The following is a 14,104-nucleotide window of genomic DNA, read 5'->3' as shown; positions in this document are numbered from 1 at the left end:
CGTCGCCCGCGCTCAGGGCGACGGCACCGGCCGCGTACCCACGCCCGTGTACGAGGCGAGGGGGCGTATCAGCGCGTTGTGGGCGAGCTGCTCGGTGATGTGCGCCGTCCAGCCCGTCACGCGGCTCATCACGAACAGCGGCGTGAACACGGAGGTGTCGAAGCCCATCAGGTGGTAGGCGAGCCCCGCCGGGTAGTCCAGGTTGGGGTGGATGCCCTTGCGGTCGAGCATCGCCTCGCGCAGCGCGGTGTGCAGAGCGGCCAGCCTGGCTGTCTCCGGGTCCCCGGAACGGGCGGCCACGAGCCGGTCGGTGGCCTCCTGCATGAGCGGGACGCGCGAGTCGCCGTGCTTGTAGACGCGGTGCCCGAAGCCCATGATCTTCCGCCCGGAACGCAGCGCCTCCGCCAGCCACTCCCCCGCGCGCTCCGGCTCGCCGATCTCGTCGAGCATGCGCATCACCGCCTCGTTGGCCCCGCCGTGCAGCGGGCCCTTGAGCGCGCCGACAGCGGCGGTGACCGCGCTGTAGAGGTCGGAGAGGGTCGAGGTGACGACGCGCGCGGTGAACGTCGAGGCGTTGAAGCTGTGTTCGGCGTAGAGGATCAGCGAGATCTCGAAGCAGCGCACGACCTCCGGCTCGGGGACGGCGCCGAAGCACATGTGGAAGAAGTTCTCGGCGTAGCCGAGCGAGGGGTCGGGCTGCACGGGGTCGAGCCCGCGCCGTCCGCGCTGGTCGGCGGCGACGACCACGGGCAGCTTCGCCAGCAGCGCGAGCGAGGCGGCCCGGTGCGCCTCGGGCGTGCCCACCCCCTCCAACGGATCCTCGGCCCCGAAGAAGCTGACGGCGGTGCGCAGCACGTCCATCGGGTGGCAGGTCCGGGGGATCCGCGCCAGCAGCTCGGCCGTGGTCCGGTCGAGCGGGCGCAGGGCACGCTCCCGGGCCCGGAAGTCGGCGAGCTGCGCGGCGTCGGGGAGTTCGCCGTGCCAGAGCAGATGAGCGACCTCCTCGAACGTACGGTGCGCGGCGAGCTCCTGGACGGGATAGCCGCGGTACGTGAGGGAGTTGATCTCCTCGATCACGGTGGAGATCTCCGTGGTGTCGGCGACGACCCCGGCGAGCCCTCTGCGGACTTCGGGCGCGGAACTGGTCATGGAACGGGCCTCCGGCATGGGTGGAGTGGATGCGCCCCGCAGGGGCGCGGGGAACTGCGCGACCGGCCACGACGCGCTCGCGGTCGGCAGCGGTCCGCAGGGGCACCCCCGCGGAACCGGCAACGGTCACCCCCCGGGCGGCAAGGTGAAGTCGTGGATCGTGTGGTCGAACGCGGTCCAGTCCGCGTAGCCCAGCACCTCGTAGAGCCGCGCGCGGGTCTGCATGCTCGGGAGCAGGGGCTCCTGGGTGCCCTCGATGGCGAGGGTGCGCAGGCCGTCCTCGATCGCGCCGTTGGCGAGGCGGAAGAGGGTGACGGGGTAGAGCGCGACGTTGTACCCCAGCTCCTCCAGGGTCCGGGTGGTGAGCAGCGGGCTCTTGCCGAACTCGGTCATGTTGGCGAGCAGTGGCACGTCCAGGGCCTCGCGGAACGCGGCGAACTCCCGTACGTCCGCGAGTGCCTCGGGGAAGACCGCGTCGGCCCCCGCGTCGACGTACGCCTTCGCGCGGTCGATCGCGGCGGCCAGCCCCTCCACGGCGCGCGCGTCGGTGCGGGCCATCAGCAGGAAGTCCGGGTCGCGGCGGGCCCCGGCGGCGGCGCGGACGCGCTGGGCCATCTCCTCGCGGCTCACCAGGGTCTTGCCGTCGAGGTGCCCGCAGCGCTTCACGGCGGTCTGGTCCTCCAGGTGGAGCCCGGCGAGCCCGGCGTCCTCGAAGAGCTGGACGGTGCGGGCGGCGTTGACGGGGCCGCCGAAGCCGGTGTCGGCGTCGATCAGCACCGGCAGGTCGGTGACGCGGGTGACCTGCTGGGCGCGGGCGGCGATCTCGGTGGAGGTGGTCAGCCCGATGTCGGGCAGGCAGAGTTCGGCGGCGAGGACCGCTCCCGAGAGATAGGCGGCCTCGAAGCCGTGCTCCTCGACGAGCCGTGCGGTGTACGGGCTGGTCGCGCCCGGCATCCGCAACAGCCGCCCGGAGGCGAGCTGTTCGCGGAAGAGGCGGCGCCGGTCGGCGGGGGTGGCGCGGGCGGTGCTGGTGTGCATCAGAGCAGCCCCTTCGGGAGCGTGGCGTCGTAGGCGGCGAGGGCGGCGGTGTCCACGGCGGGGAAGAGCCCGGCCAGCTCGTCGGCGCCCAGCTCCGGCAGCCGTCCGGCGGCGGTGAGGAAGGCGTCCTGGGCGCCGGGCACGACGATCCCCTCGGCGAGGGCGCGGAACTTGCGCGCGTACGCCTCCCGGTCGAACGGGCGCGCGCCCGCCGGGTGCGCGTCGGCGACGGCGAGCTCGTCCTCTATCACCGTGCCGTCCTCCAGCGTGACGACCGCGCGCCCGCCGAAGGCCCGTCGGGCGGGGTCCGGGTGGTGGTAGCGGCGGGTCCACTCCGGGTCCTCGACGGTGGTGATCCGCCGCCAGAGCGCGACGGTCTCCGGGCGCCGGGCACGCTCGGGCGCGTACGAACGCTCGTGGTGCCACTCCCCGTCCTCCAGCGCGACGGCGAGGATGTACGGCACCGAGTGGTCGAGGGTCTCGCGGCTGGCCTCGGGGTCGTACTTCTGCGGGTCGTGGGCGCCGGAGCCGATCACCTGGTGGGTGTGGTGGCTGGTGTGCAGCACGATCTCCCGTACGCGCGCGAGCGGGCCGGTACGGGTGCGCAGCCGCCTGGCCAGGTCGATGACGGCCTGCGCCTGGTACTCGGCTGAGTGCTCCTTCGTGTACGTGTCGAGGATCGCGCGCCGCGCCTCGCCGGGCTCCGGGAGGGAGACCGTGTACGCGGCGGCGGGGCCGTCCAGCATCCAGGCGAGGAAGCCGTCCTCCCCCTCGTAGACCGGCGAGGGGGCGCTCTCGCCGCGCATCGCGCGGTCCACGGCCTCGATCGCGGCCTTGCCCGCGAAGGCGGGCGCGAACGCCTTCCAGCTTGAGATCTCGCCCTTGCGGGACTGCCGGGTGGCGGTCGTGGTGTGCACGGTCTGCTGGACGGCCTGGTACACGGTCGCGGTGTCCAGCCCCAGCAGCGCCCCCAGCCCGCAGGCGGTGGCGGCGCCGAGGTGCGCCACGTGGTCGATGCGGTGCGCGTGCAGGCAGATCCCCCGCACGAGCGCGACATGGACCTCGTACGCGGCGACGATCCCGCGGAGCAGGTCCGCGCCGCCGCGCCCGGTGTGCTGGGCGACGGCGAGCAGGGGTGGGATGTTGTCGCCGGGGTGGGAGTAGTCGGCGGCCAGGAAGGTGTCGTGGAAGTCGAGTTCACGCACCGCGGTGCCGTTGGCCCAGGCCGCCCACTCGGGCGCGGCACGGACGCCGGGGGCCGCGCCGAAGACCGAGGCACCGAAGACCGAGGCGCCGGGCGCCGCCGTGCGCGTGAGCGCCTGCGCGCGGGCCACGGCGACGGGGCGGCGACGCAGGGAGGCGACGGCCACGGCAGCGTTGTCGATGACCCTGTTGACCGCCATCGCGGCGGCCTCGGGGTCCAGCTCAGCGGCGCCCTGCATGCTGGTGGCGACGGCGGCCAGCCGCCATGCGAGCTGCTCCTCGCGCGGCAGCCGGGCGGCGCTGGCGTGGACACGTACCTGATGGTCGATCACGGGACTCCTCGGGCCGTACGAACCGCTCTGTACGCATCGAGCATCCCTCTTCCCCCACCACCTCCGCGAGGCCTCCAGGCTGCGGAATCCCTCCATCTCAGGGGCACCGAACGGCGAATTCTGCGAAAGATGCGGATGCTAACTTCGCAGAATGGCAAGGACCGCTAGGACCACGAGGACCGCGAAGCCGAAGATCTACGCCCGCGCCAAGCTGCGCAAGCTGCGCCGCGAGCGCGGCATGAACCAGGTCGAGCTGGCCCGCGCCCTGGGCCTCTCCACGAGCTATCTCAACCAGATCGAGCACAGTCAGCGCCCGCTCACCGCGCCCGTGCTGCTGCGGCTCGCCGAAGTCCTCGGTGTCGAGCCGGAGTTCTTCTCGGAGGCCGACGAGGAGCGGCTGGCCACGGACCTGCGCACGGCGCTCGCCGACGAGGCCGCGGGCGTCTCCGTCCCGGCGGAGGAGGCCGCCGACCTGGCCCGCGACCACCCGGCGGCGGCGCGCGCCCTGGTGGCCCTGCACCAGCGCTACCGCGCGGCCGCCGAGCGCGCCGCGGCGCTGGCGGCGCCCGGCGAGCGCACGGTCCCCGCGCCGTTGCCCGCCGAACCGCACGACGAGGTGCGGGACTTCTTCTACGCCCACCACAACCACTTCGCGTCGCTCGACACCGCCGCCGAGCACCTGGCCGGAGTGCTGGGCCTCACCGGCGAGCCGGGCCCGGGCCCCGGCCCGGGCGCGGAGCGCGCCGCCGGGCCGCTGGAGGAGCGGCTCGCCGCCCGGCACGGGGTGCGCGTCGTGCACGCGGCACCGCGCCGGGGCGCCGACGCGCGCCGCTTCGACCCCGCGAGCGGGCTGCTGTACCTGTCGCCGTGGCTGAGCGAGGGGCAGCGCGCCTTCCAGCTCGCCACGCAGCTCGCGCTGCTGGAGCACGGCCCGCTGCTGGACACGCTCGCGAGCGGCGGTGACGGCAACGGCGGCCGTACGGAGCTGGGTTCGCCGGAGGCGGTGGGCCTGGCCCGTATCGGCCTCGCGAACTACTTCGCGGGCGCGCTGCTCATGCCGTACACCGCGTTCCACACGGCCGCCGAGGAGTCCGGGTACGACATCGAGCTGCTGCAGGCCCGGTTCGGGGTGGGCTTCGAGACGGTGTGCCACCGGCTGAGCACCCTGCAGCGCAGCGGGCGGCGCGGGGTGCCGTTCTCGTTCCTGCGCGCCGACCGCGCGGGCAACATCTCCAAGCGTCAGTCGGCCACCGACTTCCACTTCTCCCGGTTGGGCGGCACCTGCCCGCTGTGGACGGTCTACGCGGCGTTCTCCGCGCCGGGCCGGATCCTCACCCAGGTCGCGGAGATGCCGGACGGCAAGCGGTACTTCTGGGTGGCGCGCACCGTGACCCGGGGCGGCTACGGGCACCACGCGCCGCGCGCCGAGTTCGCCGTCGCGCTCGGCTGCGAGCTGCGCCACGCGCACCGGCTCGTCCACGCGGAGGGCGTCGCCCTCGACGACCCGCGCGCGGCCACCCCGATCGGCCTCGGCTGCCGCATCTGCGAGCGCCGCGACTGCGCCCAGCGCGCCCGCCCCCCGGCGGGCGGCCGCCTCACGGTCGACCCGGACCGGCGTACGACCGTGCCGTACCCGGTGGATTCACCCGCCGCCCCTCCTATTGAGGGCGGGTGACGCGGAGACGGCCGTCCGTGACGTTGTCGAAGCGTGAGTCCCCGCCCCGGACCAGCACGAAGTGCCGCCGTACGTCGGCGCGGTACGCGAGGAGCGATCCGGAGGGCGCGAGGTCCTCGTCGGTCAGCTTCTTGTCCTCGGGGAGACGGGCGTTCAGTGCCGCCACGGCCGCGACGGGATCGTCGGCAGGTCCCGCGGTCACTTCGAGGTAGAGCGCCTCTGCGCCGCCCACGGGCGCGTGGGAGTCGAAGACGGTGACGGCCGCGTCCGGGCGTCCGGCGAGGTTGCGGGAGTGCCTGCTGTCCGGTGCCGACACCCAGTAGAGCCGGTCCTCGTCGTGGGCGGCGAAGAAGACGGGGGTGGCCCACGGCAGCCCCTGGCCGTCGGCGGTGGCCAGGACGAGGTAGCGGCAGTCGCCGAGCAGCCGGGGGACCGTCTCCCACATGCCGGTCCCCGGCCCGTCCGCCGCACTCAAGTCCGCCATCACGCCTCCAGGGAACGCCGGTGTACGGGAACGCCCGCGCACGGGGAACGTCCGTGCACGGGAACGCCCGTGCACCGGCTCACCCTACGAGCTGCGGTCCTCCGGGACGAGGCCGATCCCGCCGTCCCCTCGCGGGGCGAAGAAGCGCTCGACGTCCGCGTCGCTCACGCCGTCGAGCGAGGCCGGGTTCCAGCGCGGGTTCCGGTCCTTGTCCACGATCTGGGCCCGGATGCCCTCGACCAGGTCCGGCGAGTCCAGGAGGGCGCATCCGAGCCGGTGGTCCTGCTCCAGGACCTCCTCGACCGTGTCCAGCTCCCGGGCCCGGCGCAGCGCGGCCAGCGTGACCTTCAGCGAGGTCGGCGAGCGGCCCGCCAGGGTCTCGGCGGCCTCCTTCGCGCCGCGCGAGCCCTCGGCGCGCAGTCGCTCGACGATCTCCTCGACGGAGTCCGCGGCGTAACAGGTGTCGATCCACTCGCGCGCCGCCGCGAGTTCGCCGGGCGGCGCCTCCCGTACGGGCATCTCCGTCAGCTCGTCCCGCAGCAGCGCGGGCAGTTCGGCGGAGGGCACGAAGTGGTCGGCCAGCCCGCACAGCAGCGCGTCGGCCGCGCCGATCGCGGCGCCGGTCAGCGCGAGATGCGTGCCGAGCTCGCCCGGCGCCCGGGAGAGCAGGAACGTGCTGCCGACGTCGGGGAAGAAGCCGATGCCGGTCTCCGGCATCGCCACCCGCGAGCGCTCGGTGACCACCCGCAGGCTGCCGTGCGCGGAGAGCCCGACGCCGCCGCCCATCGCGATGCCGTCCATCACCGCCAGGTACGGCTTCGGGTAGCGCGCGATACGGGCGTTCAGCCGGTACTCGTCGCGCCAGAACGGGCCCGAGGCCCCGCCCCGTACCCGCGCGTCCTCGTAGATCGCGCGGATGTCGCCGCCCGCGCACAGCCCCCGCTCCCCCGCGCCGGTCAGCACGACGGCCTCGACCGAGGGGTCGCCCTCCCACTCCGCCAGCGCGGCGTCGATCACCCGGACCATGCCGTGCGTCAGCGCGTTCAGCGCCCGGGGGCGGTTCAGGGTGATGCGCCCGAGACGTCCGTCGACGCCGGTCAGGACCTCTTCCTCGTGCGGCATGCGCGTGGTTCCTTCCAGGAGCGGGAGGTGCCGGACCGCACCGCGCGGGCGGCCCGGACGATCTTCCCACAGCGGTTTTCCGCCCTCAGCCCCGGAAGTCCGCCGCATGGTCGGCCGCCCACTCGCCGTACGTGCGCGGCGGGCGCCCCATCAGCTCCGCGAAGGCGGTGTCCGTGGGCACCGGGTTGGCCTGCATCTCGGCGTGGGCTTCGAGGATGCCGTGCGCGTAGTCCTCGGGGACGCCCGATTCCACCAGGTCCTTGACGGCCTCGTCGTAGGGCGTCTCCTCGACGCGCAGCGTACGGCCCAGCGCGCGGCCGATGGCCTCCACCTGCTCGGCCTGCGTCAGCACGTCGTTGCCCATGAACTCGGGCGCGGTGCCCAGGAGTTCGTCCGTGAGCAGGCCCCTGACCGCGACGGCGGCGATGTCGGCCTCGTGGAGCATCGAGCGCGCGGCGCCGGGGTACGGCATGCGCACCGTGTCGCCCGCGCGGGTCTGGGCCGCCCACCCCAGGGTGTTGGTGGCGAAGCCGCCGGGGCGGACGGTGACCCACTCCGGGACGGACTTCCTGACCAGCCGCTCCAGGACGGTGTGGAAGCCGAGGATGCCCTCCTCCACCTCGCTCGTGTCGTCGTCGGAGGCGCCGATCGTGGAGAGGTAGACGACGCGGCGCGCGTGCCGGGCGATCGTCGCCACGACCTCGTCCGCGCCGTCCCAGCCGAAGAGCGGCCACATCAGGAAGACCGCGTCGACGCCGTCCAGGGCCGCGTCGAGGCTCGCCGGATCGGTGAGGTCTCCGCGCACGGCCTCGACCCCGTCCGGCAGGACCCGCTTCGCCTTCTCGGGGTCGCGCACCAGCGCCCGTACGTCCACGCCCGCGGCGTGGAGCTGCGAGGCCACCTGGCCGCCGACACTGCCCGTCGCTCCGGTCACGAGAATCACGGCATGCTCCTTCGGTCCGAGCCGCCCGGTGGGGGCGGCGCCTGGGAAAGACCCTCCTACTTGAAGTCAGGTTGAAGTCAACGCGCCGTCCACCCGTTCGCCCTTCTTCCCGCCATACCGACCGATCGGTACGCTCAACGGGCCCTGCCCGCACTCTCGTTGGGAGGCACGATGCGCACACGGCTCAGAGCCGTCCGCACGACCCGGAAGATCCGCAAGGCCGCCCTCGCCGGTGCCGCTCTGCTGCTCGCCGCGACCGCCCTGCCCGCGGGCGCCCTCCAGGCCACCGCGGCGCCCCGCGCCGACGACCCGCAGGACCACGGTTCCGGTTCCGGTTCCGGTTCCGGATACTCCGCCACCATCCGCTGGACCGAGTACGGCATCCCGCACATCACCGCGAAGGACTATCCAGGCCTCGGCTTCGGCAACGGCTGGGCACAGGCCACCGACCAGATCTGCGTCCTCGCCGACGGCTTCACCACCCTGCGCGGCGAGCGCTCCCGCCACTTCGGCGCCCAGGGGAAGCCCGACGGCTCGCTCTCGTCCGCGGGCACCAACCTGGCGAGCGACCAGTTCTTCACGGGCGTACGGAAGGCCCGTACGGTCGAGAAGCTGCTGGAGCAGCCGCCGCCCGCCGGGATCAGCCGCGAGATGCGCGCGCTCTCGCGCGGCTGGGCCGCCGGGTACAACGCGTGGCTGCGCGAGCACCGCGACGAGATCACCGACCCCGCCTGCAAGGGCAGGTCCTGGGTGAAGCCGATCACCGCGACGGACGTCGCGCGGCGCGCGTTCGCGCTCTCCGTCCTCGGCGGCCAGGGCCTGGCCGCGGACGGCATCACGGCGGCGCAGCCGCCGGGCGCCACTGCGAGGAAGGGCGCGAAGGCCGCCAAGCCCCCCGCCAAGCGGGCGACCGAGCGTGCCGCGCGGCGGCTCTTCGACCGGCGCGACGCCGACATGGGCTCGAACGCCGTCGCCTTCCACGGCTCCACCACGGCCAGCGGGAGCGGCGCGCTGCTCGGCAACCCGCACTACCCGTGGTCGGGCGGGCGGCGCTTCTGGCAGTCGCACATGACCATCCCCGGCGAACTGGACGCCTCCGGCGGCTCGCTGCTGGGCTCGCCCACCGTCTCCATCGGGCACAACAAGCACGTCGCCTGGAGCCATACGGTCGCCACCGGCACGACCCTCAACCTGCACCAGCTCACCCTCGACCCGGCCGACCCGACGGCGTACACGGTCGATGGGAAGACCGAGCGCATGACGGAGCGGAAGGTGACCGTCCGTGACAAGGACGGCAAACAGATCACCCGTAGCCAGTGGTGGACCCGCTACGGCCCCGTCGTCACCTCGCTCGAAGGGATCGACCTGCCCTGGACGGCCGGGGCGGGCGGGACAGCCGGGACGGCGTACGCGCTCAACGACCCCAACGCCACCAACCTCCGCCTCTCCCAGGCCGGGCTCGGCTTCAGCAAGGCCCGCTCGGTGGACGGCATGGCGAAGGTGCTGCGCACCACGCAGGGGCTGCCGTGGGTCAACACCATCGCCGCCGACTCCGCCGGGCACAGCTACTTCGCCCAGGGGCAGGTCCTCCCCCGCGTCACGGACGAGCTGGCGGAGCGCTGCGGCACACCGCTGGGCAAGATCACGTTCCCGGCTGCCGGGCTCGCGGTCCTCGACGGCTCACGCGCGGACTGCGCCCCCGAGACGGGCCCCGGCGCGCTCCAGAAGGGCACCTTCGGCCCCTCGGAGACCCCGGTCGTCAAGGACACGCCGTACGTGGAGAACTCCAACGACAGCCCCTGGCTCACCTACGCCCCCCGCCCGCTCACCGGCTACGGCCGGATCTTCGGCGACCAGGACACCCCGCGCCGGCTGCGCACACGCGGCGGCATCGAGGACGTCTCCGCGATGGCCGCCAAGGGCGGGGTGACCCTCGACGACCTGCAGAAGCAGCAGTTCGCCAACCGGGTGGTCACCGGCGACATGGCGGCGGCCGACGCCGCGAAGGCCTGCGCCGCGCTCCCCGGCGGCACCGCGCCCGGCAGCGACGGCAAGCCCGTGGACGTCTCCCGCGCGTGCCAGGTCCTCGCGGACTGGGACCGTACGTCGAAGACCGGCAGCAAGGGCGCGCTGCTCTTCGACCGGTTCTGGCAGAAGCTGTACGCCGCGGCGAAGCCCGGCGAGCTGTGGCGCGCCCCGTTCGACCCCGCGTCGCCCGTCAGCACGCCGCGCGACCTGAACACGGCCGCGCCCGCGTTCCGTACGGCCCTGGCCGACGCGGTCGCCGAGCTGGACCGGCACGGCATCCCGCTCGACGCGCGGCTCCGCGACCACCAGTACGTGGTGCGGAACGGCGAGAAGATCTCCCTCCCGGGCAGCACGGAGGCCCTGGGCACCTGGAACCAGACGCGCGCCGTCTGGGACGACGCGAAGGGCGACTACCGGGAGGTGGACAACGGCTCCAGCTACATCCAGGCCGTCACCTTCGGCGGCAAGGGGAAGGGCGAGGACAGGACCTGTCCTGTCCAGGCCCGGACCCTCCTGACGTACTCCCAGTCGCAGAACCCGCGCTCGCCGCACTACAGCGACCAGACGAAGCTGTTCGGCGCGAGCCGCATGGTGAAGGAGCGCTTCTGCGAGCGCGATGTACGGAAGGCCCCCGGCCTCCGGACGGAGCACGTGAGCGACGACTGAGCGACGGCTGAGCGGCACTCCGGCGGGCGGGCCACCCCAATGGCCCGTCCGCTGTTGCCCGCGCGCGGGCGCGCGCCGAGGCTGGCCTCATGATCCCCGCGCACACCACAGGCCAGGGCGGCACCACCGTCGTGTACGGCGAGTCGGCGGGACCCGTCCTGCACGTCTACGCCGACCCCCGCTGCCCGTACTGCAAGCGCATGGAGAACGGGCTCGGGGAGACCCTGCGGCACCTCGCCGACGAGGGCACGTTCCGGCTGCACTACCACTTCGCGACGTTCCTCGACGAGGCGCTCGGCGGCAAGGGCTCCCACCAGGCGCTGAACGCCCTCGGGGCCGCCGCCAACACCGGGCAGGCCGAGTTCCTGGGGTACCTGCGGGCGCTCTACGCGAACCAGCCGCACGAGGAGCACGACGGCTTCGCCGAGCCCCGCACGCTGCTCGGGCTGGCGAACGACGTCGAGGGACTGCGCTCCCCCGAGTTCGAGAACGCCGTGCTGGAGTACGCCTTCGAGTCCTGGGTCGAGGACGTCTCGCAGGCCTTCGAGGACAGCGGCGTCGAGGGGACCCCGACCGTGCTCTTCGGCGAGCGCCCCGTAGCGGTCCTCGACCGTACGGGGCACGCCGTGACACCCGAGATGTTCATCGCTCAGCTGCAGGAAGGGTAGGGCCATGGCCGACGACGACGTCACGGTCACCGTCACCGACAACCCCGGCGAGAGCCGTTACGAGGCCACGCTCGGGGACGCCGTCGCCGGGGTGGCGCAGTACATGCGCTCGTCCCAGGTCGTCGCCTTCACGCACACCGAGGTCGACCTGGCCTACGAGGGCCGGGGCGTGGCCGGCGCGCTGGCCCGCACCGCGCTGGACGCGGCCCGCGAGGAGGGGCTCAAGGTGGTGCCCGTCTGCACCTTCTTCGCGAGCTACCTGCGCAAGCACCCCGAGTACCAGGACCTGGTCTACGAGAAGGAGAAGGACGGCGACCGGGCCTGACCCCGCGCGCTCAGCCGGTCCCCGCCCCCACCACGGGGATGATCCCCGCCCCGTACGCGTCGATCGTGCGCTCCTTCGTGTCGTGCATCGCGTAGACCGCGAACTGGTCGACACCGAGGCCCGCCAGCTCGCGGAGCCGGGCCACGTGCGCGTGCTCGGGCCCGATCACGCAGAAGCGGTCCACGATCTCGTCCGGCACGAAGGCGGTGTCCGGGTTCCCGGCCCGCCCGTGGTGCGCGTAGTCGTACCCCTCACGCTCCTTGATGTACGAGGTCAGGGCCTCGGGGACCATGTCGGAGTGCTCCCCGTAGCGGGCGACGAGGTCGGCGACGTGGTTGCCGACCATGCCGCCGAACCAGCGGCACTGCTCGCGCGCGTGGGCCAGCGCCTCCGGGGTCTCCTCGCAGACGTAGGCGGGCGCGGCGACGCAGATCGTGACCTCGGCGGGGTCGCGCCCCGCGTCCGTCGCGGCCTGCCGGACGGCGCGCACCATCCACGCGGTGAGCACGGGGTCGGCGAGCTGGAGGATGAAGCCGTCCGCCTCCCGCCCGGCCAGGGCCAGCGCCTTCGGCCCGTACGCCGCCATCCACACCGGCAGCTTCCCGTCCCGCACCCACGCCAGCCGCAGCGGCGTGCCGTCGACGACGGCCTCGCGGCCCTCGGCGAGGTCGCGGATGGCGGACATGGCCTCGCCCAGCCGGGCGAGGGTGTTCGGCTTGCGCCCGGCGACGCGCATCGCCGAGTCGCCGCGCCCGATGCCGCAGACGGTGCGGTTGCCGTACATCTCGTTGAGCGTCGCGAAGGTCGAGGCGGTGACCTCCCAGGCGCGGCTGCCCGGGTTGGTGACCATGGGGCCCACGGTGAGCTGCGTGGTGTGGGCGAGGATGCGGCTGTGGATGACGTACGGCTCCTGCCACAGCACGGGCGAGTCGAACGTCCAGCCGTAGCGGAAGCCGTTCCGCTCGGCGCGGCGCATCAGCCCGACGGTGGCCGAGCCGGGCGGGTCGGTCTGCAGGACGATCCCGAAGTCCATGGCGTGCCCCCTCAGTTCAAGAGCTGGCAGATGCCGCGCGGCACGTACTGGCCGTGTCCGGCGCGGCCCGTGTACGTCCGCCGGTCGATGACCGTCTCGCCCCGGGAGAGGACGGTCTCGACGCGGCCGGTGATCCTCTTGCCCTCGTACGCCGAGTAGTCGACGTTCATGTGGTGCGTCTCGGCGGAGAGCGTCTGCTCGGCGTGCGGGTCGTAGATGACGACGTCCGCGTCGGCGCCGGGCGCGAGCGTGCCCTTCTTCGGATAGAGGCCGAACATCCGGGCCGGGGTCGCGCAGGCGATCTCGATCCAGCGGCGGCGCGACACATGCCCGTCGAGGACGGCCTGATGGAGCAGGTCCATGCGGTGCTCGACGCCCGGCATCCCGTTGGGGATCTTCGAGAAGTCGCCGCGCCCGAGCTCCTTCTGGCCCGAGAAGCAGAACGGGCAGTGGTCGGTGGAGACGACCTGGAGGTCGCCCGTCCGCAGCCCGCGCCAGAGCGCCGCCTGGTGCTCCTGGGGACGCAGCGGCGTCGAGCAGACGTACTTGGCGCCGCCGAAGTCGGGCTCGGCCAGGTTGTCCGTCGAGAGGTAGAGGTACTGCGGGCAGGTCTCGCCGAAGACGGGGAGGTCCATGCCGCGCGCGATCGCGAGCTGTTCGACGGCCTGCTGCGCTGAGACGTGCACGACGTACAGCGGCGAGCCCGCGACGCGGGCGAGCTGGATCGCGCGGTGCGTGGCCTCGGACTCCAGCAGCGCCTTGCGGACCTCGCCGTGGTGGCGGGGGTCGGTCTCGCCGCGCTGCAGGGCCTGTTCGACGAGGACGTCGATGGCGATGCCGTTCTCGGCGTGCATCATCGTCAGCCCGCCGTTGGCGGCGGTGCGCTGCATGGCGCGGAGGATCTGCCCGTCGTCGCTGTAGAAGACGCCGGGGTAGGCCATGAACATCTTGAAGGAGGTGATGCCCTCCTCCACCAGCAGGTCCATCTCCTTGAGCGTCGAGTCGGTGACGTCGGAGAGGATCATGTGGAAGCCGTAGTCGACGGCGCACTGCCCGTCGGCCTTGGCGTGCCACAGGTCGAGCCCCTCGCGCAGGGCGTGGCCCTTGGTCTGGACGGCGAAGTCCACGATCGTCGTGGTCCCGCCCCAGGCGGCGGCGCGGGTGCCGGACTCGAAGTCGTCGGAGGAGAAGGTCCCGCCGAACGGGAAGTCCATGTGCGTGTGCCCGTCGACGCCGCCCGGGATCACATAGCGGTCGGTGGCGTCGAGGGTCCGGTCGGCGCTGAACGACTCGGCGGCGGCGCTGTGATGGGCGGCGAGCGCGGCGATCCTGCCGCCCTCGATGAGGACGTCTGCGTGGAGTTCGTCGGAGGCGGTGACGACGAGGCCGTTCCTGATGACGGTGGACTCGGGGGATGGCATGAGCGGCTCCTTCACAA

12 protein-coding genes are annotated in these 14,104 nt (G+C 73.3%); 4 read left to right on the top strand and 8 right to left on the bottom strand.

Features of this window, described 5'->3' with window-relative positions; genetic code table 11:
• Positions 1–12: 12 nt before the first annotated feature.
• The 3 genes from ACGF3A_RS33105 to ACGF3A_RS33095 all read right to left on the bottom strand — a co-directional run bounded on the left by ACGF3A_RS33105 (position 13) and on the right by ACGF3A_RS33095 (position 3,722).
• Entirely contained in the window at positions 13–1,149 is a 1,137-nt protein-coding gene (locus ACGF3A_RS33105; RefSeq protein WP_393734114.1) for a bifunctional 2-methylcitrate synthase/citrate synthase, read from the bottom strand.
• Positions 1,150–1,275: 126 nt separating this feature from the next.
• Positions 1,276–2,187, bottom strand: coding sequence for a methylisocitrate lyase (prpB, locus tag ACGF3A_RS33100; RefSeq protein ID WP_393734113.1), 912 nt, complete (start codon positions 2,185–2,187; stop codon positions 1,276–1,278).
• Positions 2,187–3,722 (bottom strand): MmgE/PrpD family protein, encoded by a 1,536-nt coding sequence (locus tag ACGF3A_RS33095; protein ID WP_393734112.1) that lies wholly within the window; start codon positions 3,720–3,722, stop codon positions 2,187–2,189. The genes prpB and ACGF3A_RS33095 overlap by 1 nt, the downstream gene beginning before the upstream one ends.
• Positions 3,723–3,873: 151 nt before the next feature.
• On the opposite strand from ACGF3A_RS33095, the gene ACGF3A_RS33090 reads away from it, so the two are divergent.
• Positions 3,874–5,397 carry a short-chain fatty acyl-CoA regulator family protein gene (locus ACGF3A_RS33090; RefSeq protein ID WP_393734111.1) on the top strand — a complete coding sequence of 508 codons (1,524 nt, stop codon included), beginning with the start codon at positions 3,874–3,876 and terminating at the stop codon, positions 5,395–5,397.
• Here ACGF3A_RS33090 and ACGF3A_RS33085 read toward each other — a convergent pair.
• The 3 genes from ACGF3A_RS33085 to ACGF3A_RS33075 form a co-directional block, all read right to left on the bottom strand.
• Complete coding sequence (locus tag ACGF3A_RS33085; protein WP_393734110.1) at positions 5,381–5,881, bottom strand: pyridoxamine 5'-phosphate oxidase family protein; 501 nt, start codon at positions 5,879–5,881, stop codon at positions 5,381–5,383. The two genes, ACGF3A_RS33090 and ACGF3A_RS33085, sit on opposite strands and share 17 nt — an antisense overlap.
• A gap of 84 nt (positions 5,882–5,965) precedes the next feature.
• The gene (locus ACGF3A_RS33080) at positions 5,966–7,003 is read right to left on the bottom strand and encodes an enoyl-CoA hydratase/isomerase family protein (RefSeq protein ID WP_393734109.1); all 1,038 of its coding nucleotides are present in this window, start codon (positions 7,001–7,003) and stop codon (positions 5,966–5,968) included.
• 85 nt (positions 7,004–7,088) lie between these two features.
• Positions 7,089–7,946: an SDR family oxidoreductase gene (locus ACGF3A_RS33075; protein ID WP_393734108.1), complete on the bottom strand. Its 858-nt coding sequence runs from the start codon at positions 7,944–7,946 to the stop codon at positions 7,089–7,091.
• A gap of 171 nt (positions 7,947–8,117) precedes the next feature.
• Here ACGF3A_RS33075 and ACGF3A_RS33070 point away from each other — a divergent pair, with 171 nt between their 5' ends.
• From ACGF3A_RS33070 to ACGF3A_RS33060, 3 genes are all read left to right on the top strand, one after another.
• On the top strand, positions 8,118–10,640 hold the full coding sequence (locus tag ACGF3A_RS33070; protein ID WP_393734107.1) for a penicillin acylase family protein: 2,523 nt from the start codon (positions 8,118–8,120) through the stop codon (positions 10,638–10,640).
• An 89-nt stretch (positions 10,641–10,729) separates the two neighbouring features.
• Positions 10,730–11,308 carry a DsbA family protein gene (locus ACGF3A_RS33065; protein ID WP_393734106.1) on the top strand — a complete coding sequence of 193 codons (579 nt, stop codon included), beginning with the start codon at positions 10,730–10,732 and terminating at the stop codon, positions 11,306–11,308.
• A 4-nt stretch (positions 11,309–11,312) separates the two neighbouring features.
• Positions 11,313–11,633: a GNAT family N-acetyltransferase gene (locus ACGF3A_RS33060; protein WP_393734105.1), complete on the top strand. Its 321-nt coding sequence runs from the start codon at positions 11,313–11,315 to the stop codon at positions 11,631–11,633.
• Between the two features lie 10 nt (positions 11,634–11,643).
• Here ACGF3A_RS33060 and ACGF3A_RS33055 read toward each other — a convergent pair whose 3' ends face one another.
• A complete protein-coding gene (locus ACGF3A_RS33055) occupies positions 11,644–12,666 on the bottom strand; it encodes a TIGR03842 family LLM class F420-dependent oxidoreductase (protein ID WP_393734104.1) in 1,023 nt (340 codons plus the stop codon).
• A gap of 11 nt (positions 12,667–12,677) precedes the next feature.
• Positions 12,678–14,087 (bottom strand): dihydropyrimidinase, encoded by a 1,410-nt coding sequence (gene hydA / locus ACGF3A_RS33050; protein ID WP_393734103.1) that lies wholly within the window; start codon positions 14,085–14,087, stop codon positions 12,678–12,680.
• Positions 14,088–14,104: the final 17 nt, after the last annotated feature.

Source organism: Streptomyces sp. NPDC048172 (genome assembly GCF_043202595.1).
GTDB lineage: Bacteria > Actinomycetota > Actinomycetes > Streptomycetales > Streptomycetaceae > Streptomyces.
Note: the sequence above shows the minus strand (reverse complement) of the source record. Positions and strands in the feature narration are given on the sequence as shown.

What these genes read in the sequence shown, in the direction of transcription:
- ACGF3A_RS33105 (WP_393734114.1), bottom strand. Translation starts at nt 1,149, where the DNA reads ATGACCAGTTCCGCGCCCGAAGTCCGCAGAGGGCTCGCCGGGGTCGTC.
- prpB (WP_393734113.1), bottom strand. Translation starts at nt 2,187, where the DNA reads ATGCACACCAGCACCGCCCGCGCCACCCCCGCCGACCGGCGCCGCCTC.
- ACGF3A_RS33090 (WP_393734111.1), top strand. Translation starts at nt 3,874, where the DNA reads ATGGCAAGGACCGCTAGGACCACGAGGACCGCGAAGCCGAAGATCTAC.
- ACGF3A_RS33085 (WP_393734110.1), bottom strand. Translation starts at nt 5,881, where the DNA reads ATGGCGGACTTGAGTGCGGCGGACGGGCCGGGGACCGGCATGTGGGAG.
- ACGF3A_RS33080 (WP_393734109.1), bottom strand. Translation starts at nt 7,003, where the DNA reads ATGCCGCACGAGGAAGAGGTCCTGACCGGCGTCGACGGACGTCTCGGG.
- ACGF3A_RS33070 (WP_393734107.1), top strand. Translation starts at nt 8,118, where the DNA reads ATGCGCACACGGCTCAGAGCCGTCCGCACGACCCGGAAGATCCGCAAG.
- ACGF3A_RS33065 (WP_393734106.1), top strand. Translation starts at nt 10,730, where the DNA reads ATGATCCCCGCGCACACCACAGGCCAGGGCGGCACCACCGTCGTGTAC.
- ACGF3A_RS33060 (WP_393734105.1), top strand. Translation starts at nt 11,313, where the DNA reads ATGGCCGACGACGACGTCACGGTCACCGTCACCGACAACCCCGGCGAG.
- ACGF3A_RS33055 (WP_393734104.1), bottom strand. Translation starts at nt 12,666, where the DNA reads ATGGACTTCGGGATCGTCCTGCAGACCGACCCGCCCGGCTCGGCCACC.
- hydA (WP_393734103.1), bottom strand. Translation starts at nt 14,087, where the DNA reads ATGCCATCCCCCGAGTCCACCGTCATCAGGAACGGCCTCGTCGTCACC.